General features: G+C 71.8%; 20 protein-coding genes. 10 read left to right on the forward strand and 10 right to left on the reverse strand.

Annotated elements, in window-relative coordinates; genetic code table 11:
- Positions 1-10: 10 nt before the first annotated feature.
- Positions 11-1,717: an NAD(P)/FAD-dependent oxidoreductase gene (locus tag L3X23_RS04055; protein WP_237190752.1), complete on the reverse strand. Its 1,707-nt coding sequence runs from the start codon at positions 1,715-1,717 to the stop codon at positions 11-13.
- A 55-nt stretch (positions 1,718-1,772) separates the two neighbouring features.
- Positions 1,773-3,554 (reverse strand): sigma-54-dependent Fis family transcriptional regulator, encoded by a 1,782-nt coding sequence (locus tag L3X23_RS04060; protein ID WP_237190753.1) that lies wholly within the window; start codon positions 3,552-3,554, stop codon positions 1,773-1,775.
- 168 nt (positions 3,555-3,722) lie between these two features.
- Here L3X23_RS04060 and L3X23_RS04065 point away from each other — a divergent pair, with 168 nt between their 5' ends.
- The 4 genes from L3X23_RS04065 (at position 3,723) to L3X23_RS04080 (ending at position 6,999) form a co-directional block, all read left to right on the forward strand.
- Complete coding sequence (locus L3X23_RS04065) at positions 3,723-4,490, forward strand: SDR family NAD(P)-dependent oxidoreductase (RefSeq protein ID WP_237190754.1); 768 nt, start codon at positions 3,723-3,725, stop codon at positions 4,488-4,490.
- Positions 4,491-4,557: 67 nt separating this feature from the next.
- Entirely contained in the window at positions 4,558-5,619 is a 1,062-nt protein-coding gene (locus L3X23_RS04070) for an alpha/beta fold hydrolase (RefSeq protein WP_237190755.1), read from the forward strand.
- Positions 5,620-5,658: 39 nt separating this feature from the next.
- Entirely contained in the window at positions 5,659-6,720 is a 1,062-nt protein-coding gene (locus L3X23_RS04075) for a zinc-binding dehydrogenase (RefSeq protein WP_237190756.1), read from the forward strand.
- A 51-nt stretch (positions 6,721-6,771) separates the two neighbouring features.
- Positions 6,772-6,999: a hypothetical protein gene (locus L3X23_RS04080; RefSeq protein WP_237190757.1), complete on the forward strand. Its 228-nt coding sequence runs from the start codon at positions 6,772-6,774 to the stop codon at positions 6,997-6,999.
- Positions 7,000-7,023: 24 nt separating this feature from the next.
- On the opposite strand, the gene L3X23_RS04085 is transcribed toward L3X23_RS04080, so the two are convergent.
- Positions 7,024-8,337, reverse strand: coding sequence for a CdaR family transcriptional regulator (locus L3X23_RS04085; protein WP_237190758.1), 1,314 nt, complete (start codon positions 8,335-8,337; stop codon positions 7,024-7,026).
- Positions 8,338-8,762: 425 nt separating this feature from the next.
- Here L3X23_RS04085 and L3X23_RS04090 point away from each other — a divergent pair, with 425 nt between their 5' ends.
- From L3X23_RS04090 to L3X23_RS04115, 6 genes are read left to right on the forward strand one after another with little or no spacing between them, the layout of a single operon-like run.
- The gene (locus L3X23_RS04090; protein WP_237190759.1) at positions 8,763-10,538 is read left to right on the forward strand and encodes an FAD-dependent monooxygenase; all 1,776 of its coding nucleotides are present in this window, start codon (positions 8,763-8,765) and stop codon (positions 10,536-10,538) included.
- Between the two features lie 24 nt (positions 10,539-10,562).
- Entirely contained in the window at positions 10,563-11,762 is a 1,200-nt protein-coding gene (locus tag L3X23_RS04095; RefSeq protein ID WP_237190760.1) for a cytochrome P450, read from the forward strand.
- A 2-nt stretch (positions 11,763-11,764) separates the two neighbouring features.
- Entirely contained in the window at positions 11,765-13,387 is a 1,623-nt protein-coding gene (locus tag L3X23_RS04100; RefSeq protein WP_237197922.1) for an FAD-dependent oxidoreductase, read from the forward strand.
- A gap of 3 nt (positions 13,388-13,390) precedes the next feature.
- On the forward strand, positions 13,391-13,711 hold the full coding sequence (locus L3X23_RS04105) for a 2Fe-2S iron-sulfur cluster-binding protein (RefSeq protein ID WP_237190761.1): 321 nt from the start codon (positions 13,391-13,393) through the stop codon (positions 13,709-13,711).
- Positions 13,712-14,974 carry an FAD-dependent oxidoreductase gene (locus L3X23_RS04110; RefSeq protein WP_237190762.1) on the forward strand — a complete coding sequence of 421 codons (1,263 nt, stop codon included), beginning with the start codon at positions 13,712-13,714 and terminating at the stop codon, positions 14,972-14,974. It abuts the gene before it with no gap.
- Positions 14,975-15,034: 60 nt separating this feature from the next.
- On the forward strand, positions 15,035-16,066 hold the full coding sequence (locus L3X23_RS04115) for an amidohydrolase family protein (RefSeq protein ID WP_237190763.1): 1,032 nt from the start codon (positions 15,035-15,037) through the stop codon (positions 16,064-16,066).
- A 111-nt stretch (positions 16,067-16,177) separates the two neighbouring features.
- Here L3X23_RS04115 and L3X23_RS04120 read toward each other — a convergent pair whose 3' ends face one another.
- The 7 genes from L3X23_RS04120 to L3X23_RS04150 are packed head-to-tail and all read right to left on the reverse strand — an operon-like array spanning position 16,178 to position 23,416.
- The gene (locus L3X23_RS04120; protein ID WP_237190764.1) at positions 16,178-17,827 is read right to left on the reverse strand and encodes a CdaR family transcriptional regulator; all 1,650 of its coding nucleotides are present in this window, start codon (positions 17,825-17,827) and stop codon (positions 16,178-16,180) included.
- 19 nt (positions 17,828-17,846) lie between these two features.
- A complete protein-coding gene (locus tag L3X23_RS04125) occupies positions 17,847-19,109 on the reverse strand; it encodes a M20 family metallopeptidase (RefSeq protein ID WP_237190765.1) in 1,263 nt (420 codons plus the stop codon).
- The gene (locus L3X23_RS35975; protein WP_237190766.1) at positions 19,106-20,020 is read right to left on the reverse strand and encodes a DUF1028 domain-containing protein; all 915 of its coding nucleotides are present in this window, start codon (positions 20,018-20,020) and stop codon (positions 19,106-19,108) included. Before L3X23_RS35975 ends, L3X23_RS04125 begins: the two co-directional genes overlap by 4 nt.
- Entirely contained in the window at positions 20,017-20,856 is an 840-nt protein-coding gene (locus L3X23_RS04135) for an alpha/beta fold hydrolase (protein ID WP_237190767.1), read from the reverse strand. Before L3X23_RS04135 ends, L3X23_RS35975 begins: the two co-directional genes overlap by 4 nt.
- A gap of 49 nt (positions 20,857-20,905) precedes the next feature.
- On the reverse strand, positions 20,906-21,379 hold the full coding sequence (locus L3X23_RS04140) for a nuclear transport factor 2 family protein (RefSeq protein ID WP_237190768.1): 474 nt from the start codon (positions 21,377-21,379) through the stop codon (positions 20,906-20,908).
- Positions 21,380-21,407: 28 nt separating this feature from the next.
- Positions 21,408-22,421, reverse strand: a complete 1,014-nt coding sequence (gene fgd, locus L3X23_RS04145) for a glucose-6-phosphate dehydrogenase (coenzyme-F420) (protein ID WP_237190769.1) — start codon at positions 22,419-22,421, stop codon at positions 21,408-21,410.
- Positions 22,422-22,429: 8 nt separating this feature from the next.
- Positions 22,430-23,416: an LLM class flavin-dependent oxidoreductase gene (locus L3X23_RS04150; protein ID WP_237190770.1), complete on the reverse strand. Its 987-nt coding sequence runs from the start codon at positions 23,414-23,416 to the stop codon at positions 22,430-22,432.
- Between the last annotated feature and the right edge of the window lie 118 nt (positions 23,417-23,534).

Below are 23,534 nucleotides of genomic sequence, written 5' to 3' on the forward strand. Positions count from 1 at the left end.
CCGGAGGCCGTCAGCGGGTCTGGAACTTCGGGTAGCCGGCCGCGGCCTCCTCCTCGCACTTCTGCCGGTAGGTGCCCACCCCACCGATGTAGGACAACATCCGCCGGGGCTTGCCGGGGACGTTCGATCCGAGGTACCAGGAGTTCGTCTTCGGGACCAGGGTGGCGGAGGCGGTCTCCTCGTGGTGGGCGACCCAGGCCTCCTCGCCCTCCGCGGTGGGTTCGATGACGGTCTCGCCCCGGCTGCGGAGGGTCTCGATGGTGTCGCTGATCCACTCGGTCTGCTGCTGCAGGCAGGTGGTCATGTTGCACAGCGCGGCCGAGGGCGCCAGCGGAACGGCCGTGGTCAGCATGTTCGGATAGCCGTGCACCATCAGCCCCATCGTGGTGCGGATGTCCCGGCCCCAGTCCTCGGCGAGCGAGCGCCCGCCGCGGCCGCGGATGTCGATGCGCGTCAGTGCGCCGGTCCCGGCGTCGAAGCCCGTCGCCATGATGATCACGTCGAGCTCGTGCACCGATCCGTCGGCGAGCTCGATCCCCTCCGGGCGGATCCGGGCGATCGGGTTGTCCTTCACGCCGACGAGATCGACGTTCTCGCGGTGGTAGACCTCGAGGTAGTTCGTCTCCAGCGGCACGCGGTGGGTGCCGAAGCCGTAGTCGGTCGGGACGAGCACGTCGATGAGGTGCTGGTCCTTGAGCCGCGCCCGCATCTTGTCCCGCACGAACTCCGAGACGGCCTCGCTGATCTCCTCGACGAAGAACATCTCGCCGAAGCCCGCGAGCCAGAGCTTGAGCGAGCCGTCCTGGTAGATCTCCTCGAGGATCTCCCGGCGCTGCTCGGGAGTGCAGTCGGCCCAGACGTGCTCGAAGTCGTACTCGAATCCGGTGAAGGTGTGCGGAATCGTGGCCTTGAGCTCGGCGAAGCGGCTCTTGTACCAGTCCTGCTCGGTCTCGCCGTACTTCGGGTTCTTCATCGGCAGCACGTACTGCGGGGTGCGCGCGAACACGGTGAGGTGGCCGACCTCGTCGGCGATGGTCTGGATGACCTGGATGCCGGTGGCACCGATGCCGATCACGCCGACCCGCTTGCCCGCCAGGTCGATCTCCTCGCGCGGCCAACGGGAGGTGTGGAAGATCGGTCCGTCGAACGTGTCCTGGCCCTCGAACACGGCGTCCATCGGGGCGGAGAGCATCCCGGCGCAGGTCACGAAGAACTGCGTGTCGATCGTCTCGCCGCGGTCCGTGCGGACGGTCCAGCGGCCGCGGTCCTCGTCGTAGTGGGCGCTCACGACCCGGGTGGAGAACTGGATGTCCGCACGCAGGTCCAGCGTGTCGGTGACGTAGTGCAGCCAGCGCTCGATCTCGGGCTGGCCGGGGAACTTCTCGCTCCAGCTCCAGCCCTTGTACAGCTCCTCGGAGAACAGGTACTGGTAGATGTAGGCCTCGGAGTCGAACCGGGCACCGGGGTAGCGGTTCCAGTACCAGGTGCCGCCGACGTCGCCGGCGGCCTCGTAGGCCCGCACGCGCAGGCCCTGCTCGCGCAGCTGGTGGAGTTGGTAGAGCCCGGCCACCCCGGCGCCGAGTACCACGGCGTCGAGTTCGAGGTCGGCCGAGGGGCCGTCGGTCGGATCTGTGGTCTGGGTCGCGGACGTCATCGTCTTCTCGCCTCTTCCGTGTGCGGCGTGCGCGATCGTGACCTGCTTCACGATCGCGACCATCGTGGGCGGTGTCCCACCGCTGCGGGGTGTCCCAACACCGGACACATTCCGCCGGTCAGTCGGTGATTCCGTACTGCCGGATCTTGCGGTACAGGGTCGAGCGGGCGAGGCCGAGCTCCTTGGCGGCCGCTCGGCGGTTGCCGTGGGCCTGGCGCAGTGCCTGGACGATGACGTCCCGCTCGGCCTGGTCCACCTGGCGCAGCGTGCCGCGCGGCGTGCTCTGGCAGTAGGCGGGGAGGTCCTCGGCCTCGATCACGCCGACCGGCCTGCGATCCGCCGCGGTGCCGAGCACCTCGTGCAGCTCGCGCATGTTGCCCGGCCACCGGTAGCGGCCGAGGACCCGGGAGGCCTCCGGGGACAGGTGCAGCTGGCGCTGCGGTGCCAGGTCCTCGAGGATGGCCCGGGCGAGCGCGGGCAGGTCGGCGGTGCGGTGCCGCAGGGGCGGCAGCGTCGCCGAGTGCCGGAAGGCGCGCAGCAGGGACCGGTGGGGCCCCTCGCCCGTGTCGCAGATCGTGGCTCCGAGCAGCCCGGGCGCCACGACGTGCGCGCCGAGGGCGGCGTGCAGCGCCTCCGCGGCGGCCGGGGCGATCCGGTCGACGTCGCAGAGGACCCACAGGGTCTCGGACGGCGCGGTCAGCCTGCGGGCGACGGCGTCCGGATCGTCGTCGACCTGAGAGGCCGGGATCCGCTCGACCCGGACGCCCGGACGCCTGCGGTGCGCGGCCTCGGCCAGCAGCGTGAACCGGCCACTCCCGGACTCGCCCAGGACGAGGACGGGTTCCGCCCCGCGCACCGCCGCGTCGACGGTCGCCTCCGCGGCACGGACCCCGGGTGACCTGCTCTCGACCGGGCCCCGCCGTCCCGACGCCGTCCCGGTCGCGAGCGCGGCCGGTCCTCGCGATCCGCCCGCACCGTCGTCGTCGGGGAGCAGGGTGACGACCCCGATCATGCCGGCGACGTCGTCGCCGAGCGCCACCGTGGAGCCGCGCAGGCGGATCCGGACACCGGACGGGAGGCCGATCCGGTCGTCGACCCTGGAGTGGGCCCGCGCCGCGAACCGGATGTGGTCGTGCAGGGCCTCCTGGTCACCGGAGCCGAGCAGGGTCTGCATGGCGTTGTTGGCGATGACGACCTGCGGGCCGACGGCCAGCACCGCGTCCCGGGTACGCGAGTCGACCCGGGTGTACACGTCGAACAGGGCCTGCTGGGCCTGGTTGCGGTCCAACACGAGGTTGTGCTCGATGCGGTGCGCGGCGGAGCGCACCAGCGAGTGCATGAGCGGCGTGGAGTGGTCGCTGAGACAGCTGATGTCCAGCACACCCTCGATGCGGCCGGTGAAGGGGTCGTGCACGGGCGCGCCGGCGCAGGCGAAGGACTGCAGGTTGTCCACGAAGTGCTCGGCGCCGACGATGTGCACCGACTCGCCGAACTCCAGCACCGTCCCGACGCCGTTCGTCCCGACGGTGCCCTCGGCGTAGCCGAAGCCCTTCGCGAAGTAGACGCGATCGAGGATGCGCCCGATCCACTGGTTGCTGTCGCGGCGGGCCAGGATCCGGGCCCGGTTGTCGGTCAGGGCGACGCACATCGGGACGTCCGCGATCTGCTCGACGAGCTGGTCGATGACCGGCTGTGCGCAGCGGACCAGCCGGGACTCGAACTCGAGATCGGTGAAGTACTGGCTCTCGACGCCGGCAGGCGGCACTCCGTTCGAGACACTGCGCCGCCACGACGCCGCCACGTGGTGCGGGACCCCCGGGCAGTCCGGACCCGCCGCGCCGTCGAGCAGGTCCGCACGCGCGGAGGCCAGCAGCAGTCGTCGATCGGACGGCTCGGCCATCTGGAGGCACCTCCTCGTGTTCCCCCTCCCATGGTGCCGCCGAAGTCAACCGCGTGAGGTGTCCCATTAACGGACACGTCACAGTGGTGAGACACCCAGGAGAGTCGCCTCCGTCACACGGGCTGCGCACGGACGCCCGGGAACCAGGCTCGCCAGGAGGTATCACCCATGTCCCGACTGAACGGCAAGGGCGCCGTCGTCACCGGAGGAGCCAACGGGCTCGGCGCCGCCATCGCCACCCGGCTGTCCCAGGAGGGCGCCGGGGTCGCGATCCTCGACCGTGACCCGAAGGGCCGCGAGGTCGCGGAGAAGATCGCCGCGAGCGGCGGCAGGGTCGAGTTCCTGACCTGCGACGTCACCTCCGAGGAGGAGGTGTCGGCCGCGCTCGGCCGGGCCGCCGAGGCGCTCGGGGGGCTCGACGTCCTGGTCAACAACGCGGGCGTCGAGGGCACGAACCTGCCCACGGACCAGCTCCCGCTGGCGGAGTGGGAGCGGGTGATGGCCGTCAACTGCACGGCCGTCTTCCTGTGCACGAAGCACGCGATCCCGCACCTCCGCCGCTCCGGCGCCGGGTCGATCGTGAACATCTCCTCGATCTACGGCTTGGTCGGCGGGGGCGACATCCCGCCGTACCACGCCTCCAAGGGCGCCGTCCGGCTGATGAGCAAGAACGACGCCCTGACCTACGCGCCGGAGAAGATCAGGGTCAACAGCATCCACCCGGGGTTCATCTTCACCGAGATGGTCCACCGCTACGTCGACGAGGCCGGGATGGACCGCGGCGACGCGCGCACCGCGCTCGACGCCCTCCACCCGCTCGGCGGCACCGGCACCCCCGACGACATCGCCTGGGGCGTGGTCTACCTCGCCTCCGACGAGGCCCGCTGGGTCACCGGCAGCGAGCTGGTCATCGACGGCGGCTACACCGCCCGCTGACCACGCCCACCGACCACACCCACCCCGACGCCACACCACCCGACTCCGTCGACGACGAGGAGCAACCGTGCCCGACAACCCGTACTACTCCCACGAGTTCCACGGCGAGTACGACCTGATCTCGGTCGGCCGCCTGGACCTGGAGGAGGGCGGCTCGATCCCCGACCTCCAGCTGGCCGTCGCCACCTTCGGCACGCTCAACGAGGCCAGGGACAACGCCGTCCTCGTGACGACCTGGTACTCCGGCACCCACCAGATCTGGCGCGACGCCTACATCGGCAGCGAGCACGCGCTCGACCCGGACACCTACTTCATCGTGGTGGTCGACCAGATCGGGTCCGGCCTCTCCACCTCGCCGCACAACGCCGACGGCCCGAACGCCGAGATCGCCGGGCCGCGGTTCCCGCACGTCCGCATCGGCGACGACGTGGTGGCTCAGGAGCGGCTGCTGCGCGAACACTTCGGCATCGAGACCCTGCACGCCGTCGTCGGTGGTTCGATGGGCGCCCAGCAGACCTACGAGTGGGCCGTGCGCTTCCCGGACAAGGTCAAGCGGGCCGCCGCGATCGCAGGCACCGCGCAGAACACCCCGCACGACTTCCTGTTCACGAAGGCGCTGGTCGAGGCCATCACCTCCGATCCCGGATTCGCCGACGGCGAGTACTCGTCGAACGCCGACGTCGTCGCCGGGCTCACCCGGCACGCCGGCATCTGGGCCGTGCTGGGCTTCTCCACCGAGTTCTGGAAGCTGGAGGTCTGGCGGGCGCTGGAGTTCGAGTCCAAGGAGGCCTTCCTGGCGGGGTTCCTGGAGCCCTACTTCACCGCGATGGACCCGAACGACCTGCTCTGCATGGCCTGGAAGTGGCAGCGCGGCGACGTCGCGCGGCACACCGGCGGCGACCTCGACGCGGCGCTCGGACGCATCACGGCGCGGACCTTCGTCCTGCCGATCAGCGAGGACATGTTCTTCCCGGTCCGCGACTGCCGTGCCGAGCAGGAGAAGATCAAGAACTCCGAGCTGCGGGTGATCGACGACGTCCTCGGTCACCTCGGCCTCTTCGCGGTGGCCCCCACCTACATGCCGCAGATCGACCAGCACCTCGGCGAGCTGCTCGCCGGCCCTGCCTGACGGCCCCCGGACCGTCACTCCCCGAACGGAAGGAACTCCATGACCACATCGATGCGGGGCCTCGCATTCCTCGGTGGCGGCGAGGTCGGTCTCGTCGAGCGTGATCTGCCGACCGCCGGTCCCGGCGAGGCGGTCGTCCGCACCACGGCGTCCCTGATCTGCACCTCAGACGTCCACACCGTCGCCGGCGTCCTGCCGGTCCCCGACGGGCGCCTGCTCGGCCACGAGAGCGTCGGCGTCGTGCACGAGGTCGGCGACGGTGTCACGACGGTGCGGGTCGGCGACCGGGTCGCCGTCAACGCCGTCACTCCCGACGGCACCTGCGACTACTGTCAACGCGGGTTCACCTCTCAGTGCGGTGGTCCCCTCGGCGGCTACCGCTACACGGCGCAGAAGGACGGCAACCTCGCCGAGTACTTCCACGTCAACGACGCCGACTACAACCTCGCCCCGATCCCCGAGGGGCTCGCCGACGAGGTCGCCGTCTACGCCTGTGACATGCTCTCCACCGGCTTCGTCGGCGCGGAGAACGCCCACATCCCGCTCGGCGGCACCGTCGCCGTCTTCGCCCAGGGCGCCGTCGGGCTCTCGGCCACGATGGGGGCCAAGCTCCTCGGTGCCGGGCTGATCATCGCCGTGGAGGGGCGCTCCGACCGGGCGGCGCTGGCCAAGCAGTTCGGCGCCGACATCGTCGTCGATCCCTCGGGTGGGGACGCCGCGGAGCAGATCGTCGAGATCACCGGCGGTGGCGTCGACTCCGCGATCGAGGCCCTCGGTTCGCAGGCGACGTTCGAGGGATGCCTGCGCTCCACGCGGGCGGGCGGCACGATCTCCAACCTCGGCTACCACGGCGAGGGCGGGCCGACGCTGACGATCCCGCTCGACGCGTTCGGGCTGGGCATGGCGGGCAAGCAGATCACCTCCGACCTCTGCCCGGGCGGCCGGGACCGGATGGAGCGGCTCATGCGGCTGCTGGCGACCGGCAAGGTCGACCCCACCCCGATGACCACCCACCGCTTCGGGATCGCCGACGCGGAGGAGGCCTTCGCGGTCATGCGGGACAAGCGCGACGGTGTGATCAAGCCGCTGATCACCTACTGACGCCCGAGAGGCAGGCACGTCGGGCCCCGCTCCGCTGCGACGGGGCCCGACGTGTTCGGCAGGCCCGTAGGCGATCCCGTCGTCGCCGACGTGGTCGGCCGCCCGAGCGCCCCCCGCTACGCCGCGCTGCTCATGTCGAGCGCGCACGGCATCGCCGGCATGGAGCACACCGGACATCTCACCAAGGACAGCCGGCAGGTCGATGCGGATCAACTGGTGCGCATGCTCATCGAGTCGATCCGGCCACGTACCGGCGGTGATGCCCGTGCGTCGCCGTGATCCCCGGAGGGGTCGCACGACTCCTCAGGCCGGGTCCTCGGCCAACACGACCTCGCCGAGGGACTCGGCGAGGAGCAGTGCCGCGTGGAGGGCGAAGCGTCGTTCTCCGACCTCTCTGCCGAGCAGCTCCTCGGCGCGCCGCACCCGGTAGGCGACGGTGCCGCGGGCGACGTGCATCATCCCCGCCACGGTCGTGATGCTGCGTTCCTCGTCCAGGTAGTTCAGCACGGTCCGACGCAGGGTCCGGGCCTGGTCGGTGCGTGCGGCGAGCGCGCCGAGCTCGCGCACGGTGAACTCCCGCGCGCTCGCGAGGTCCTCCGCCAGGAGGCTGACCACACTGACCGCGTCGTAGTCGGTCGTCTGTGCGGCTCGCTCGCCCGCGAGCCGGGCGAGCCGTTCGGCTCGGCGCGCCTGGAGGTGGGTGCGCCGGAAGCCCTCGACGCCGTGGGCCGGGAGCCCACGCGCGAGGTGGGTCCGGGGGACCCCGGTACGGGGTTCGGGGGGAACCGAGCCGCGCACGAGCGTCCCCCACGCCCAGACCGCCGATCCGCCGACGGGAACGGCCAGCGTCGCCGTCGCTCCGGCCCGGTGCAGTTCCGCGAGCGCGTCCCGCTCGAGCTCCGAGGCGTCCTCGCCGGGGCCCGGCCAGGCGATCACGGCCAGGTGGGTCCGATCGAGGTCGTAGCCGAGCGCGGCGGATGCCGCACGGGCGTCCCCCTCGCCGTTCAGGACCTTCCGGACGGTCTCGGCTCGGGCGGCCGCGGCGCTGGTGACCCACCGGTCGCGTTCGGCGAGGAACTCGATGACCATCGAGTCGGAGAAGCCGTCGATGAAGTGGAAGAGCTCCTCCGAGACCGCCTTCATCTCGTCGGCCAGCCGGTCCGCGGGCGCGAGCCGCTCACAAGCGGAGAGGAACGCCTGGGCCATGCCCGCATGCCCCAGCCGTATCCCGCGCATCACCTTGTCCAGCGTGATCCCGCGACGGACGAACTCGCGATCGGCTTCCAGGGCCTCCTCGGTGATCGCGTCGACTCCCGCGGACGGGCAGGAGAGGAGCACCATGGACCGCAGGGTCGAGGACTCGGTTCCTCTCCGAAGCGTGTGGAGGGGGCCGACGCCCTCACCGAAGACCGGGATCTCCCGGACGATCGTGGCAGCCACCTCGTGACCCACCTCCACGGCCCACCGCACGGGCCCCTCGCCGAGCAGCACGACGGCCTCCTCGACGGCGGCGGGTGAGCTGAGTGCTGCGATCGGGCCCTCCGTCGAGCGGGGGCGCAGCGTCAGTAGCCATTCCCGGCCGAGAACGGGACGGCGTGCGGGCGGTGCGACGTTCATCTCGGCTCAGACCTCCGTCGGTCGGTGGCGAGGGGATCGTAGTGGAGCGGTGGTCCGGCAGATCGGAACGACAGTGCAACGCGTCGACCGAAATCTGTACCCGCAGACCGAGCCCGGGGAGGCGCTGTCGCCCTGTACTGGACCTCACCACTCGCCCCCCCGGTCCAGGGCGGACCAAGACATTCGAATCTGTGCTGACAACTCGAACGATAGAGCACAACCATATCGCTGCGGGTCACCGGTGATCCCGATACCGAGGAGTAGTCGCGTGCGCCGAGCACCTCGACGACGTCGCCGGCGTCGTTCCTCGCCCCCGACGACCTCGCCGAGATCATGACGGGCGCCCGCCGGCTCCGCCGACCGGCGCTCTCCACCGACCCCACCGCGCCGATCGCGCGCCCCCACCGGAAAGGACGCATCACACCATGCTGCCCAAGGAAGTCTCGGTCCTCATCGTCGGAGGCGGGGGGAGCGGCCTCTCGTCCTCGATCTTCCTGTCCGACCTCGGCGTCGACTCGTTGCTGGTCGAACGGCGCCCCACCACCTCCCACATGCCGAAGGCGGGCGCGCACAACCAGCGCACGATGGAGATCTTCCGTCGCCACGGGATCGCCGAGCAGATCCAGGCGATCGGCGCACCCGCGGAGTGCCGGATCCGCGCCTCGTGGCTGACCTCGCTCGGCGGCGACGACGAGCTCGACCGCAGGCACCTCTTCAGCATCGACGTCAACGGTGAGGGGATCTACCGCGACGTCTTCGAGAAGGACAGCCCCGAGCTGTCCGCGGGTCTGGGGCAGTACCTGCTCGAACCCCTGCTGCAGCGCAACGCCGAGGAGCGCAACCCGGGCGCGGTCCGCTTCGGGTTCGAGCTGGTCTCGCTGACCCAGGACGGTGACGGGGCGCTCGCGGAGGTCCGCGAGCGTGAGACCGAGCAGGTGCACACGGTCCGCGCCCGCTACGTCATCGCCGCCGACGGCGGTCGGGCCGTCGGGCCGATGGTCGGCGCCACCATGGTCGGCCAGACCGGCCTCGCCACGATGACCAGCATGTACTTCCGGGCGGACCTCTCCGCCCACGTCGAGGACGACGTGATGGTCCACTGGTTCGTGGGCCCGCGGTTCGGGTCGTGGGCCGGTGGGTGCCTGGTCAAGGCGGGCCCGAAGAACTGGGACCGGCACTCCGAGACGTGGACGATCCACCTGATGATCCCGCCGGACGACCCGGACGCCCAGAACCTCACCCCCGAGCGTGCGCTGGCCCGGTTGCGGGCGTTGCTCAACCTTCCCGACCTCGACGCGGAGATCCTCGGGGTCAGCCCCTGGCACATCGAGTCGGTCCACATCGACCGGAGCCGCATCGGCGACGTCTTCTTCATCGGCGACGCGGCGCACCGCCAGCCCCCCACCTCCGGGCTCGGCCTGCAGTCGGCGATCCAGGATGCGGACAACCTGGCGTGGAAGCTCGCCGCCGTGTTCAAGGGGTGGGCGGATCCGTCCATCCTGGACACGTACGGGTCCGAGCGCAGGCCGGTGATCCAGGAGAACATCGAGTACGCCCTCTTCGCGTTCCAGAACCAGTTCGCCTTCGAGGCCGGCATGGGGATGACCCACGCCCGGACGCCGGAGGAGCGCCGGGTGGTGCTGCAGAGATACCTCGAGGACAGCCCGATGGGGCGGACCCGCCGGGCGGTGGGCCACGAGGTGTTCGCCACCGGACGCATGGAGCTGGACCCGCACGACCGCGAGATCGGCTTCCACTACGAGGAGGGCGTCGTCCTCCCCGACGGGACCGAGGCGCCGCCCCGCGACCCGATGGGTGTCGCCCACACCCAGACGACACGGCCCGGTCACCGGCTGCCCCACGCATGGCTGAACGACCACGGCAAGCGGGTCTCCACCCACGACATCGGCGGCATCGGCACGTTCGTCCTGCTCACCGGGGCGAAGGGCGCGGACTGGTGCGAGGCCGCCGGGCGGCTCTCGGCCCGGTCGGGGGTCCCGCTCGAGGCCTTCCGCATCGCCGCGGGGGGTGACTTCGGCGACCCGGCACGCTCCTGGGCCGCGCTGAGCGAGATCGAGGAGGACGGCGCGCTGCTCGTCCGCCCCGACCGCTACATCGCGTGCCGCTTCCCGACGGCGCCCGCCGATCCGTACGCCGCCCTCGAGGAGGCCCTCGACACGCTGCTCAACCCCTCGACGTAGCGACACCACCCCAGAGGACTGACGATGACCCAGCTACCCGACAACGACGTCACGACGCCGGCGGGCCGCGCCGAGGATCCGCTCGCGATGCGGGACCTCGACGAGATGTACGCGCTCTACGGCGAACTCCGGTCCTGCCCGGTGACCCACAGCGAGGCACAGGGCGGGTTCTACTGGCTGTCGCGCTACCAGGACGTCCGCGCAGCCGCGCTCGACTACAAGAGGTTCTCCTCCGGGCTCAAGGGCGTCCGGCTGCCGGCGGACGTCTCCACCGGGAGGCTGCCGTCGATCGAGATGGACCCGCCCGAGCAGGGCTTCTGGCGGCGCCTCTACATGGAGGCGATCACGCCCGCCACGCTCACCCGGGTGACACCGCGCCTGAAGGCACTCGCGGACGGCCTGATCGACCGGTTCGCCGGGCGGGGGGAGTGCGACCTGGTGCAGGAGTTCACCAGGCCGCTGCCGGTGCTGGGCATCTGCGAGACCATCGGGATGACCGGGGTGTCGGTCGAGCGCATCCACGAGCTCGCGGACCGGTTCACCCGGTCCGACGTGGCGACCCAGGGCGCCGTCATGCAGCAGATCGGCATGACCGTGCTCCAGGAGATCACCGAGCGGCGGGAGCGACCGCGCGAGGACTACCTGACGCGGATCGCCCAGGCGGAGTTCGAGGGACGGCCGCTGACGGACGGCGAGCTGGCGACCTTCATGACCGGCTTCTTCGTGGCGGGCCACGAGACGACCACCTCCGCCCTCGGCACGCTCCTGCTCCACACGTTGCCCGACCCCGACCTGCGGGCCCGGATGCTCACCGACGACGCGGTGATGACCGCGGCCATCGAGGAGTCCGTGCGCCTGTTCTCGCCGTTCCAGGCGTTCCACCGCACGACGACGGCGTCGGTCGAGGTCGGCGAGGCCACCATCCCGGCCGACGAGACCGTCCGGCTGTGCTGGGGTGCCGCGAACCGGGACCCCGAGGTCTTCGACCGGCCCGAGGAGTTCGACCCGGACCGCGCCTTCACCACCCACCTCGGTTTCGGCTTCGGGCGCCACCTCTGTCTCGGGGCACCGCTCGCCCGCCTCGAGATGACGATCGCGTTCCGGCGGCTGCTGCACAGGCTGCCGGACGTCGCGCTCGTCGAGCCCGGCCCCGACTACCACGTCGAGCTGGGCACCCTGATCGCCCCCGAGTCCTGCCGCGTGACCTTCACCCCGGAGTCGTGACCATGTCGGGTGCGGACGAGTCCTTCGACGTCGTGGTGGTCGGCTCCGGCGGGGCCGGGGTCGCGGCGGCCCTGAGCGCGCGACACCACGGCGCGAGCGCGGTGGTGCTGGAGCGCAGCGACAAGCTGGGCGGCACCACCGCCGTCTCGGCCGGGGTGCCGTGGATCCCGGACAACCACCACATGCACGAGATCGGGTCGAGCGACTCCCGGGAGCAGGCGCTCACCTACCTGCGAGGCCTGTCCCTGGGCGGGATGGACATGGAGCTGGCGGAGCTCTACGTCGACGAGGCGCCGCAGGTCCTGCGGTTCCTGGAGGCCGAGACCCCGTTGTCCTTCAGCGCGATCAGCCTCCCCGACTACCACCCCGAGAAACCCGGGGGCACCGTCGGCCGGTCGGTGGAGCCCGCGCTCTTCCCGGCGGGCGAGCTCGGCGACCTGCGACCCCACCTGCGGTCGACGCCGTGCATCCCGATCCCCGTGTGCTGGCAGGACGTGCAGGACGGCTTCGACGCGCTCGACCTGCAGGTCGTCGGCGATCGGGTCGCCAAGGGACTGGTCGGGACCGGCGAGGCGCTCATGGCGGGCCTGATCAAGGGGGCCGTGGACAAGGGCGTCGAGTTCCGTCGCGGCGCGCGGGCCCGGCGCCTCGTGCTCGAGGGCGGCACGGTCGTCGGGCTCGAGTACGAGGACGGCGGCGAGACGCGGACCGTCACGGCCCGCCGCGCGGTGATCCTCGCCAGCGGCGGGTTCGAGTGGAACGAGCAGCTGGTGAAGGACCACGTCGCGGGCCCGGTCGAGGCGCCGCTGAGCCCGCCGTTCAACGAGGGGGACGGCCTCCTCATGGCGATGGAGGCCCGGGCGGCCATCGCCAACACCAAGGAGGCCTACTGGATGCCGGCCCTGCGCATCCCCGGTGAGGAGTACGACGGGCGCCAGCTCCATCGGCTGACCGGTGGGGAACGGGCCAACCCCCGGTCGATCATGGTCAACCGGGCGGGGAGGCGCTTCGTCAACGAGGCGCACAACTACAGCGACGTCGGGCGGGCCATGCACAACTTCGACGAGATGGCGTTCGACCATCCCAACCTGCCCGCCTGGATCGTCGTCGACGCCGGGTACCTGAAGCAGTACTTCTTCGGCCCGTGGCTGCCCGGCCGGCCCGTCCCCGACTGGCTGGAGACGGGAGCGACGCTCCGCGAGCTCGCCGAGCGGATCGGCGTCGACCCGGATGGTCTGGAGGCGACGGTCGAGCGGTTCAACCGGCACGTCGCGAACGGGTCGGACCCCGACTTCGGCCGCGGCACCAGCAGCTACGACCTGGCCTTCGCGGACCGTTCCCGCCAGGGCGCGCTGCAGACCCTCGGTCCGATCGAGGACGCACCGTTCTACGCCTGCCGCGTCTACTCGGGTGTCCTGGGGACCAAGGGCGGAGCCAAGATCAACGCCCGGGCGGAGGTGCTCGACGTCCGAGGCGAACCCATCGGCGGTCTCTACGCCGCAGGCAACGTCAGCGCCGGGTTCACCGGGATGGCGTACCCCGGCGGGGGCGGGACCGTGGGGCCCGCGCTCGTCTTCGGACACATCGCCGGTCGCAACGCCGCGGCGAGGAAGGACCGGGACTGACCGATGAGCGTCGAGATCACCGTGACCACCCGCGCCGGGGACGTCCGCCTCCTCGAGGGGCGCGAGGGGATCAGCCTCATGGAGGCCATCCGCGACTCCGGCATCGACGAGCTGGACGCGCTGTGCGGCGGATGCTGCTCGTGCGCGACCTGCCACGTGTACGTCGACGCCGGGTCCGCCGCCGACCTGCCGCCGCCGACCGACGACGAGGACGACCTGCTCGACTGCACCGAGCACCGGGAGGAGACCTCGCGCCTGTCGTGCCAGATCCTGCTGTCGGCGACGGTCTCGGGCCTGCGGGTGCGAATCGCCGAGGAGGACTGAGTGCCCACACCTGAGGCGGGGCCGGGCCATTCGGACGTCCTGATCGTCGGCGGTGGCCAGGCCGGCGCCCACGCCGCCCTGTCGCTGCGGCAGCAGGGGTACTCCGGAACGGTCACGATCGTCGGGCGCGAGCCGGACCCGCCCTACGAACGCCCGCCGCTGAGCAAGGAGTACCTCGCCGGGGACAAGGCGTTCGAGCGGTTGCACCTTCGTCCGCGCGAGGTCTGGGCGGAGAAGGACGTCGACCTCCGCCTCGGCCGGACGGTCGTCGCGGTCGACGCGGGCGCGAAGACGGTGACGCTCGACGACGGTGCCCGGACCGGCTTCGGGACGCTGATCTGGGCCGCCGGCGGTGACGCCCGCCGCCTGACCTGCGAGGGAGCGGAGCTTCCGGGGGTACACACGGTGCGCCACCGCGCCGACGCCGACGGACTGAGGGCGGCGATCGAGGCCGGAGCCCGGCGGGCGGTCATCGTCGGGGGCGGCTACATCGGGCTGGAGGCCGCGGCGGTACTCACCACGCTCGGCCTCTCGGTGACCCTCCTCGAGGCCCTGCCCCGCGTCCTGGCGCGCGTCGCGGGGGAGGAGCTGTCCGCCTTCTACGCGGCGGAGCACCGCGGGCGGGGCGTCGACCTGCGCACGGGGGTGGTGGTCGACCGCATCCTGGGCGGGGACACCGTCACCGGGGTCCGGCTCGCCGACGGGTCCGTCCTGGACTGCGACCTCGTCGTCGTCGGTGTCGGCATCGTGCCCTGTGTCGGGCCGCTGCTCGAGGCCGGTGCCGCCGGTGGGGTCGGTGTCGACGTCGACGCGGTGTGCCGGACGACGTTGCCGGACGTCTACGCGATCGGCGACTGCGCGGCCCATGCGAACGATTTCGCCGACGGGGCGGTCGTCCGACTGGAGTCCGTCCAGAATGCGAACGACATGGCGGTGGTCGCCGCGAAGTCGATCTGCGGAAGACCCGAGGCGTACACGGCGACGCCGTGGTTCTGGTCGACCCAGTACGACCTGAAGCTGCAGACGATAGGGCTGTCGGCGGGTTCCGACACGACAGTGGTCCGGGGCGACCCGGCGCAGCGCGCGTTCTCCGTGATCTCGCTCCGGAACGGGCGGGTCGTCGCGCTGGACTGTGTCAATTCGGTCAAGGACTTCGTCCAGGGCCGAGCACTGGTCGAGAAGGCGGCCGTGGTGGCGCCTGCCCTCCTGGCGGACTCGTCGTCCGCCCTCAAGGACCTGGCCGCTGGCCTGGTCGCCCCGTGACGTGCGCGTCCCTCGTCCGGAGAGGTGCCGATGCCCCGGAGGGTTCGTAGGCTCGTCTCGATGACCATGGGGGAGCCGGACGGAGTGGACATGCGGATCATCGCGCTCGAGGAGCATTTCCTGGATCTCGACGTCGCGTCGGCGAGCAGAGCCGAGGCCGAGCGGCTCAGCCCCGGCTCCGCCGCGGCGTACGCGGCCGGTCGGGGATACAGCTACACCCCGGCGCCCGACGTGCTCCTCGACCTGGGGGAGGGGCGGATCGCCGACATGGACGCCCACGGGATCTCGATGCAGGTCCTGTCGACCCTCTCCACCCAGCAGCTGCCCGCCGACGTCGCCGTGCAGCTCGTCCGGAAGGTGAACGACCGCGCCGCGGCGGCCGTCGCGGCACATCCGGACCGGTTCGCCGCCTTCGCCGCGCTGCCGACGGCACTGCCGGAGGCCGCGGTCGACGAGCTCGACCGCGCGGTCGGTGAGCTCGGCTTCGTCGGATCCATGATCAACGGCCGGACGGGGGGCGCGTTCCTCGACGAGCCCCGGTTCGACGCGGTCCTGCGCCGGTCGGCGGAGCTGCGGGTGCCGGTCTACCTGCACCCGGGCGTCCCGCCGGTCGAGACCTCACGGTCGAACTACGAGGGTGGCCTCGACCCGCTCGTCACGGCCCGGCTGCAGACCAGCGCCTGGGGCTGGCACGTCGAGACGGGGACCCACTTCCTCCACCTCGTCCTCGCCGGGGTGTTCGACCGGTATCCGGACCTGCAGGTCATCCTCGGCCACTGGGGCGAGATGGTGCCCTTCTACCTGGAGCGGATCGAGGAGGCCCTGCCGCAGCGGATGACCCGCCTCGACCGTCCGGTCGGGGCCTACTTCCGGGAGAACGTCCACATCACCCCGAGTGGGATGTTCAACCAGGCCCAGCTCCGGTTCTGCGTCGACACGGTCGGTGTGGACCGGATCATGTTCAGCGTCGACTACCCGATGCTGGGCAACGACGGCGCGCAGGCCTTCCTCCGCGAGGCGGACCTGCCGCCGCTCGCCACGGAGAAGATCGCCCACCTCAACGCGGAGCGGTTGCTGGCGCTCCCGAGCTGACCACGGTCGGGTCTCCTGCCGGTCCCCGCCGCCCTCCCGTGTCCCGCCCGACGAGCCTCACCGCGTCCTGTGACCGCCGGGGCGGGGCCGGCCCGTCCGGGCGGGTCCGGCTCAGTCCGCGCCGAGGTCCGTCGCCTCCAGCCCCGCCTGGAGCTCCGGGTGTGCGGTGAACACGGCGACCTGCAGTTCGGCGACCAGGCGCTGGGCGGGCACCTCGACGTCGACGCCGAAGGCGTCCCGGATCCGGGTGAGCCGGTACTTGAGGGTGTTGCGGTGGACGTACAGCGTGCGGGACGCGGCGGTCAGGTCCCCACCCGCATCGAAGAACGCGCGCAGGCTGGGCAGGTACTCGGTGCCGCGGTCCCGGTCGCTGACGACCATGCCCGCCACGCCGCCCTGCAGCAGGCGCGGCCGGTCGACCACGAGCTCGGTGAGCTCGGACAGGATGGCGTCGGCGACGGAGTCGTCGAAGCAGACGACGCGCCGCTGCTCGTCGAGCAGCGGGAGGTTCAGCAGCCGGTCGATGTCCCGGCGGGCACTGCTGACCAGGGCGACGTCCGAGACCTCACTGCTCACGGCGGCGCGCAGGCCGATGTGGAGCTGCCGGTCGGCCTGGCCGATGATCTCGCGGGAGAGGGCGGCGACCTCCCCCGGTGGACGGTCGTCGAGCGCGGGGAACAGGGCGTAGATGCGGTCGTTGCAGGAGGTCACCGCGCCGCGCCGGTGCGAGGCCTCGACCCGGAGCGCGACGAGGTCCTCCAGTGGGCGGAGCGCGACGTGGCTCTCGCCCCGCCGAGCGTCGGGGGCCTCGTGCGCGAACGAGACCAGACGGAAGGGGCGACCCTCGATGCCGAGCCGCGAGGCGACGGCGCCGGGGTCGCCGCGCCCGGAGAGCGCGCCGCGCAGGAGATCGCTGCGCAGCCGCCGGTCGAGGTCCTCGCTGATCCGCGAGCGCAGGAGCTGCAGCGCGGCGACGCGGGCGATCTCCGCGAGCAGGTCCTCGGAGTGCTGGTCCAGCTCGTGGGTGGTCTCGGCCACCCAGATGTAGCCGAGGATGTCGGTGCCGCCGCGGATCGCGGTGACCAGGCGGGTGGCGCCGTCCGGTGGGACGACCTTCACCGGCCGCAGGCTCTGCCGCACCCGGGGGAGTACCCCGGTGGTCTCGCACCAGGCGATGAAGTCCTTCGGGGGGCGGCGCTGCAGGATGGACTGTTGGCGGATCTCGTCGATCGGGTCGCCGAGGCTGGAGAAGGCGATGACCTCCATGCGCTCGTCATCGATGATCACCGGCCCCTCCAGGGAGGCGGCGGCCGCATTGGCCAGCGCGAACAGGTCCCCGAACGGGACGCCGCGCTCGTCTGCGACGCCGGCGGTCGTCGAGGAGATCGACCGGCGCGCGAGGACGTGGAGCTGGTCCCAGGACAGGTCGGGAGAGATCGCGAGCACGGTGGCGTCGCAGGCGATGGCGGACTCGCGCAGCCGGTCGCGCTCGGCGTCGTCTCGCACCTTGAAGGCCAGGGTGATGTCCCGGCCGAGGAACTTCATCAGCGGCTCGACGTCCGGATCGTCCACGGCGACCCCGATCGCGAGGACCAGGTCGCCCGCGTTCGCCTGTGCCGTGGTGGACGTGTCGTGGATGAGGACCGCCACCACGGGGATGTCCAGCCCTGCGGGTGCGTGGACGACATCGACGAAATCACCGCCGACGAGGCCGAGCAACGTGTCGAGCGTGAGCGCGGTACCTCGTGAGGGCGCTGTCATACGCTTCTCCCTCCGGGGCTCAGATCATGCTGCGCGCCCCATCGACACCATTGTCCAGGGAAGACCTCTCCCGCTCGTCCCCGAGACGTTGCGTCCCGGTAAACCCGGCGAAGAGATGAGCGTAGACCGCGACGGCGGTGACGAGCGAGTCCACGTCGACGTACTCGTCGACGGTGTGCGCCACGTGCAGTTCGCCGGGGCCGAACACCACCGCGGGGATGCCGAGCTGGTTGCGCATGAAGCGCGCGTCGGTGGTGAAGGGCAGCCCGGTGGTCCCCGGCCGCCGGCCCGTCATCGCCTGGAAGGAGGCGGCGACGGTGTCGACGAACGGATGGCCCGCGTCGATCTCGGACGGTTCGCAGAAGGTGTCGACCTCCAGGTCGTAGTCCTCGCCGGGCGAGAGGCCGAGCGAGGCGATCCGGTCGACGATGCCCTGGACGACGCTGCGCTCGGTGTCGCCGGGCAGGACCCGGCGGTCGATCTGGAGCTCGCACTCCTCGGGGACGACGTTGGGGCCGCTGCCGCCGCGGATGACCCCGACGTTGCAGGTGGTCGTGCCCAGCAGTGGGTGGGGTGTCTGCGGGAACTCGTTGTCGTGCAGGACCTGCGCGATCGCCGCCGCGGTGATGATGGCGCTGCGCCCCTTCGAGGGCTCGCTGCCGTGGGCGGGGATCCCCCGGGTGGTGACGCGCGCGAACATCAGGCCGCGTTCGGCCAGGCACAGGTCGAGCCCGGTGGGTTCGGGGTCGAGGCAGGCGTCCGCCCTGATCAGGCCGGCCCGCAGCAGGGCCGCCGTGCCCTGCCTGCCGCCGAGCTCCTCGTCCGCCACGAGATGGAAGGCGACCTCGCAGGGCAGGTCGAGCCGCAGCGTCCGACACACCTGCAGGGCGGTGATCGCGGCGGCGACCCCACCCTTCATGTCGGCGGAGCCGCGTCCGTAGAGGCGTCCGTCGTGGACCTCGCCGCCGAACGGGTCGTGGTGCCAGGCGTCGGGCCGGACCGGGACGGTGTCGAGGTGCCCGTTGACCAGCAGCACCGGCTTGCCACTCGGGGTCGCCTGCTCGGTGCCGACCAGGAGGCTCTGCCGACCCGGTGCCGGTTCGACGACGCGGCCGGTGCCGAGCCCCATCTCGCCGAACAGGCCCTGCAGGTACGCCACGACCTCCGTCTCGCGACCGGGCGGGTTCTCGGAGCGGATCCGCACGAGGTCACGGGTCAGGGTGACGACCGCGTCGACGTCGACGGCCGAGCGGATGTCGCGGACGAGGGAGGTGGGGGTCATCGCAGCTTCTCCAGGTCGTGCGGGTCCAGGAACCCGGCGTCCGCGAGCCGGTCCAGGAACTCGCGGAGCCTCGGGTTGCTCCGCACCGCGTCGGCGAGCTGGTCGCGCGCCGCGGTCAGGTCTCCGGAACGGGCGAGCAGGACACCGCGCCAGAACCGGGCTTCCGGGTTGCCCTCCATGACCTGGGCGGCGTCCTCCAGCGCGGCGAGGGCGCGGTCCCGGTCGCCGGGGTGGGGTTCGGCGTACGCCCCGACCATCAGGCCGGGGGCGAACATCGTCCCGGAGACGGCGTCGAAGGCGCGGCGGTAGCCGAGGAGCCTGCGCAGCTCGGCGATGGGGTCGGGATGGTCCTCGACCCGGAGGTCGACGGGCTTGTGGTTCCAGGGATCGGAGACGCGGGCGCCGTCGACGACCAGCAGCGCGGCGCCCTGGCTGCCGCGGATGTCCCCACCCGCGGCCTCGGCGGCCTCCATGGCGGCCATCAGGCGTTCGGCGAGGTCACCGTCGCTGCGGCGGTACGCCTCGATCATGGCCGGGAGCACGGTGCCGTCGGTCAGCATGTTGCCCTGGACCGCGACGGGGCCGTCCACGAGGCTGCCGGCCCGGGCGATGCACGCGCCCCCGGTCCACGTCGCGGCGTCGCCGCTGCGACCGACCATTCCCACCTGGCGCACCTCGGGATGCGGGTCGTCGACCCGCAGACGGTCCAGGACCTCGGCGGCCGTCGCGCCGGCGGCGAGCATGTCCATGCCGTCGCCGCCGTACCGGCCGTCGATGAACGCCTGGGTGGCGATGGCGCCGACACCCGGTCGGGCCCAGGTGACCCCGGCGCCGGGCGCGAAGAAGTGCGATTCGCAGGCGACGCCGAGCTGTCCGGTCGCCTCGTCGCGGGCGACGATGGAGTACGTCACCCTCGGCTCCCCTCCACCTCGTCGTGGAACCGTCGGATCGCCTCCGCCGTGGCCGCGGGTGCCTCGAGCATCGGGAGATGGCCGATGCCGTCCATCGTGTGCACGTCGCCCCCGAGGACCTCGGCCAAGGCGTGGGCCATCGCGGGCGGGCAGGTCGGGTCGTGGGTGCCGACGAACACCCGGGCGGGTGGGCGGGTGGAGCGGGCCGCGAGAACGGCCCCGGCCGGACGGGCGTCCGCGAGCCCGAAGGTCGTGCGCAGCACGTCCACGACCGTGTCGAGGTCCCGGTCACCGTCGCGCCCACCGGAGGCCAGCTCCACGAGCTCGGCAGCGGCCTCCGGCCGCGACGCCGGACCCAGGATCCCGGCGCCGTGGCGGACGAACCACTCCCGGACACCGAGCGCGCGCAGATCGCGCTCGGTGTCGTCGAGGGTGGCGTCGTCCCAGCCGACGCGCAGGGTCGCGCCGAACGCGACGACACCGGCCACCCGGTCCGGGGCGGCCACCGCGAACTCCGTCGCCACCGCGCCGCCGATCGAGCCGCACACCAGGTGGGCGCGGTCGAACCCGGCGGCGTCGAGCACCGCCAGCGCGTCCGCGGCGTAGTCGGCGGGCAGGTACGGCCCGCCCGCCTCGGACCGTCCGTGCGCCCGGTAGTCCACCGCGACGCCCGGCCTCGTGCCGTGGAGCGCGGCGGCGACGGCGGACCACACCGCGGCGGCGGTGTTCACCGGGTGCAGGTAGAGGATCGGCGTGGTGTCCGCGGGCCCGGGCCAGGCCAGGTAGGACAGCTCGCCGGCCTTTCCCGGCGTCGAGTGGCGTGGGGCGTGCGACATCGCGGTGGTTCTCCCGACTGGCGTCGTGCTCGGTGGTGGGGCGGGGCGCTCAGGCGTCCTGGGGGAACCTGGGGGCGTCGGGGGAGGCGATGGGGGAGGCGTGGAAGTGCCAGATCTTCCAGACCGGGTTGCCCTTGCCGTCGTCGCGGCGGTACACCTCGGTGACACGGAAGACCAACGGCTCGGGGTCGGGCTCGAGCACGCCGGTGCCCTTGTCGCCGGAGACCTGGGCGCTCCAGTAGGTGGTCAGGTAGGCCAGGTCGCCCTCGGCGTGGACCTTGGGCTCCTCGACGATCTTCATGTCGGACAGGTTGAAGCCGATCTGGTGCAGGCCCTCCCAGAGCTTCACCTTCTCGTCGACGCTGTCGTACTGGTGGCCGTTCAGGTTGAACTGCAGGTACCCGGGGTTGGCGAAGTTCGGGTACATCTTGGACTCGACGAGATCGTTGTTGGAGTCCAGCCAGGAGTGGTGGACGGCCAGGATCTCCTTGATGTCGTCGGGGTTGTTGACGGTGCCGCTCATCTCGTCTCCTCGGGTGTCGGGGTCGGGGTCAGGACTGCGCGGCGTGGGCGCGCAGGGCGGGAAGGACGTCCTCGGACAGCTGGGTCAGGAAGCGTTCCTGGTCGTGGCCGGGGCCGTGGAACACCAGGTGGTCCAGCCCGGCGTCGAGGTAGGGCTTGATCTGGGCCACGGCCTCGGCGGGGTCGCTGGCCACGATCCACCGCCGGGCGATCTCCTCGAGGGGCAGCTCGTCGGCGAGGCGTTCCATCTCCTCGGCGGAGTCGACGGTGTGCTTCTGCTCGGCGCTCAGCGACAGCGGTGCCCAGAACCGGGTGTTCTCCAGCGCGGCGGCCGGGTCGCGGTCGTAGGAGAGCTTGACCTCGATGGTGCGCGCGACGGCGTCCGGGTCGCGGCCCGCCTTCTGCGCGCCCTCGGTGACCGCGGGCATGAGCGTGTCCGTGTAGAGCTCCATGCCCTTGCCGGACGTGCAGATCATCCCGTCGCCGAGCCGGCCCGCGTACCGGGCCACCATCGGGCCGCCTGCCGCGACGTAGACGGGCACCGGCTCGTCGGGCCGGTCGTAGATCGAGGCGTTGACCAGCGTGTAGTAGTCGCCTGCGAAGTCGACGTGGGACTCGGCCCACAGCAGCCGCATCAGGGTGATCGACTCGCGCAGGCGGGCGAAGCGCTCCTTGAACTCCGGCCACTCCCGGCCGGACACGGCGACCTCGTTGAGGGCCTCGCCGGTACCCACGCCGAGGATGACGCGGTTGTCGTAGAGCAGCGCCATGGTGGCGAAGGTCTGCGCCATCACCGCGGGGTTGTAGCGGAAGGTCGGCGTGGTCACCGAGGTGCCGATGCGCACGCGGCGGGTCCGTTCGCCGACCGCGGCCATCCAGGTGAGCGCGGACGGGGCGTGCCCGCCTCGGTGCCGCCACGGCAGGAAGTGGTCGGACACCCAGACGCTGTCCAGCCCGACCTGCTCGGCGCGCACCGCGTACTCGACGAGGTCCCGGGGGCCGAACTGCTCGGCGGAGGCCTTGTAGCCGAAGGTGAGGTTCATCCGCGGCCTCAGGAGAGCTGGGGCAGCACGGTCGAGGCCGCGAGCTCGAGTTCGTCGAGTGCGGTGTCGGCGTTGACGGGCGAGAGCACGACGCTGGTGGCCCCCGCGGCGCGCAGGGCCGCGACGCGGGCGGTGACCTCGTCGGGGTCACCCGCGACGGCGAGGGTGTCGATCCACTCGTCGGGCAGGTTCTCGGCCAGCGTGTCCGGTTCCCGGAGCAGCTCGGCGAGCTGGTCGTTGTACCCGCACGCACCGGTCAGCGGATTGTGCGGACCGACGGCGGCGAGGTACCCGGCCAGAGCGGGCCGCACGGCCTTGCGGGCCTGCGCGCCGTCCTTCGCGATGCTGAACAGGGCGAAGGTCGGCACGAGGTGCTCGGTCCGCCCGGACTCGGCCATGCCGGACCGGATGTGTCCGAGGGCCTTCTCGAGATAGGTCGTCCCCGCCAGCACGCTCATCACCGTGCCGTCGGCGATCCGCCCGGACAGCTGCAGGGACTTCGGGCCCAGGACCCCGGTCAGGATCGGGACCGGGTCCTCGACCGGATGGGTCGCCGTGACCGAGTGGAAGCTGAACTGCTTGCCCTGCTCGTCGAGCGTCTCACCGGCGAGCAGACGCTGAACACCGGTCACACATTCGGTGAGCGCGGAGAGGGGCGACTTGGCGGTCAACCCCATCTGGTCGGTCCAGAAGGGGACGCCGTGGCCGATGCCGGGCAGGAACCGGCCGGGATGGGCCCGGGCCAGGGTCGCGATCTCCATCGCGGTCACCGCCGGGTGCCGGGCGACCGAGGCGACGATGCCGAGGCCGACCTGCACCCGTTCCGTCGCGCCGAGGGCGAGGGCGGCACCGGTGAACCCGCCGTAGCAGAAGTAGTCCTCCGCGACCCAGACCTCGCCGTATCCGAGCCGCTCGGCGGCGGCGGCGAGGACCGGGATGCGTTCGGGGGGCGTCGACGTGGCGACGAAGACGCCGACGGGGGCGGTCACGCTCATGGGGATTCCTCCGGAAGGCGATGACGCTCGGGGACGGGGCATCGCGGGTCGTCGATCGGGACGAGTCTCTGCTCGGGGGAACCCCGGGGGCAATTGGCGGTGCGACGAACTCCGGCCG

Origin of the sequence: Pseudonocardia sp. WMMC193 (genome assembly GCF_021728735.1) — a bacterium.
Classification (GTDB): Bacteria; Actinomycetota; Actinomycetes; order Mycobacteriales; family Pseudonocardiaceae; genus Pseudonocardia; species Pseudonocardia oroxyli.

What these genes read in the sequence shown, in the direction of transcription:
- L3X23_RS04055 (WP_237190752.1), bottom strand. Translation starts at nt 1,717, where the DNA reads ATGGTCGCGATCGTGAAGCAGGTCACGATCGCGCACGCCGCACACGGA.
- L3X23_RS04060 (WP_237190753.1), bottom strand. Translation starts at nt 3,554, where the DNA reads ATGGCCGAGCCGTCCGATCGACGACTGCTGCTGGCCTCCGCGCGTGCG.
- L3X23_RS04065 (WP_237190754.1), top strand. Translation starts at nt 3,723, where the DNA reads ATGTCCCGACTGAACGGCAAGGGCGCCGTCGTCACCGGAGGAGCCAAC.
- L3X23_RS04075 (WP_237190756.1), top strand. Translation starts at nt 5,659, where the DNA reads ATGACCACATCGATGCGGGGCCTCGCATTCCTCGGTGGCGGCGAGGTC.
- L3X23_RS04085 (WP_237190758.1), bottom strand. Translation starts at nt 8,337, where the DNA reads ATGAACGTCGCACCGCCCGCACGCCGTCCCGTTCTCGGCCGGGAATGG.
- L3X23_RS04090 (WP_237190759.1), top strand. Translation starts at nt 8,763, where the DNA reads ATGCTGCCCAAGGAAGTCTCGGTCCTCATCGTCGGAGGCGGGGGGAGC.
- L3X23_RS04095 (WP_237190760.1), top strand. Translation starts at nt 10,563, where the DNA reads ATGACCCAGCTACCCGACAACGACGTCACGACGCCGGCGGGCCGCGCC.
- L3X23_RS04100 (WP_237197922.1), top strand. Translation starts at nt 11,765, where the DNA reads ATGTCGGGTGCGGACGAGTCCTTCGACGTCGTGGTGGTCGGCTCCGGC.
- L3X23_RS04105 (WP_237190761.1), top strand. Translation starts at nt 13,391, where the DNA reads ATGAGCGTCGAGATCACCGTGACCACCCGCGCCGGGGACGTCCGCCTC.
- L3X23_RS04115 (WP_237190763.1), top strand. Translation starts at nt 15,035, where the DNA reads ATGACCATGGGGGAGCCGGACGGAGTGGACATGCGGATCATCGCGCTC.
- L3X23_RS04120 (WP_237190764.1), bottom strand. Translation starts at nt 17,827, where the DNA reads ATGACAGCGCCCTCACGAGGTACCGCGCTCACGCTCGACACGTTGCTC.
- L3X23_RS04125 (WP_237190765.1), bottom strand. Translation starts at nt 19,109, where the DNA reads ATGACCCCCACCTCCCTCGTCCGCGACATCCGCTCGGCCGTCGACGTC.
- L3X23_RS04135 (WP_237190767.1), bottom strand. Translation starts at nt 20,856, where the DNA reads ATGTCGCACGCCCCACGCCACTCGACGCCGGGAAAGGCCGGCGAGCTG.
- L3X23_RS04140 (WP_237190768.1), bottom strand. Translation starts at nt 21,379, where the DNA reads ATGAGCGGCACCGTCAACAACCCCGACGACATCAAGGAGATCCTGGCC.
- fgd (WP_237190769.1), bottom strand. Translation starts at nt 22,421, where the DNA reads ATGAACCTCACCTTCGGCTACAAGGCCTCCGCCGAGCAGTTCGGCCCC.
- L3X23_RS04150 (WP_237190770.1), bottom strand. Translation starts at nt 23,416, where the DNA reads ATGAGCGTGACCGCCCCCGTCGGCGTCTTCGTCGCCACGTCGACGCCC.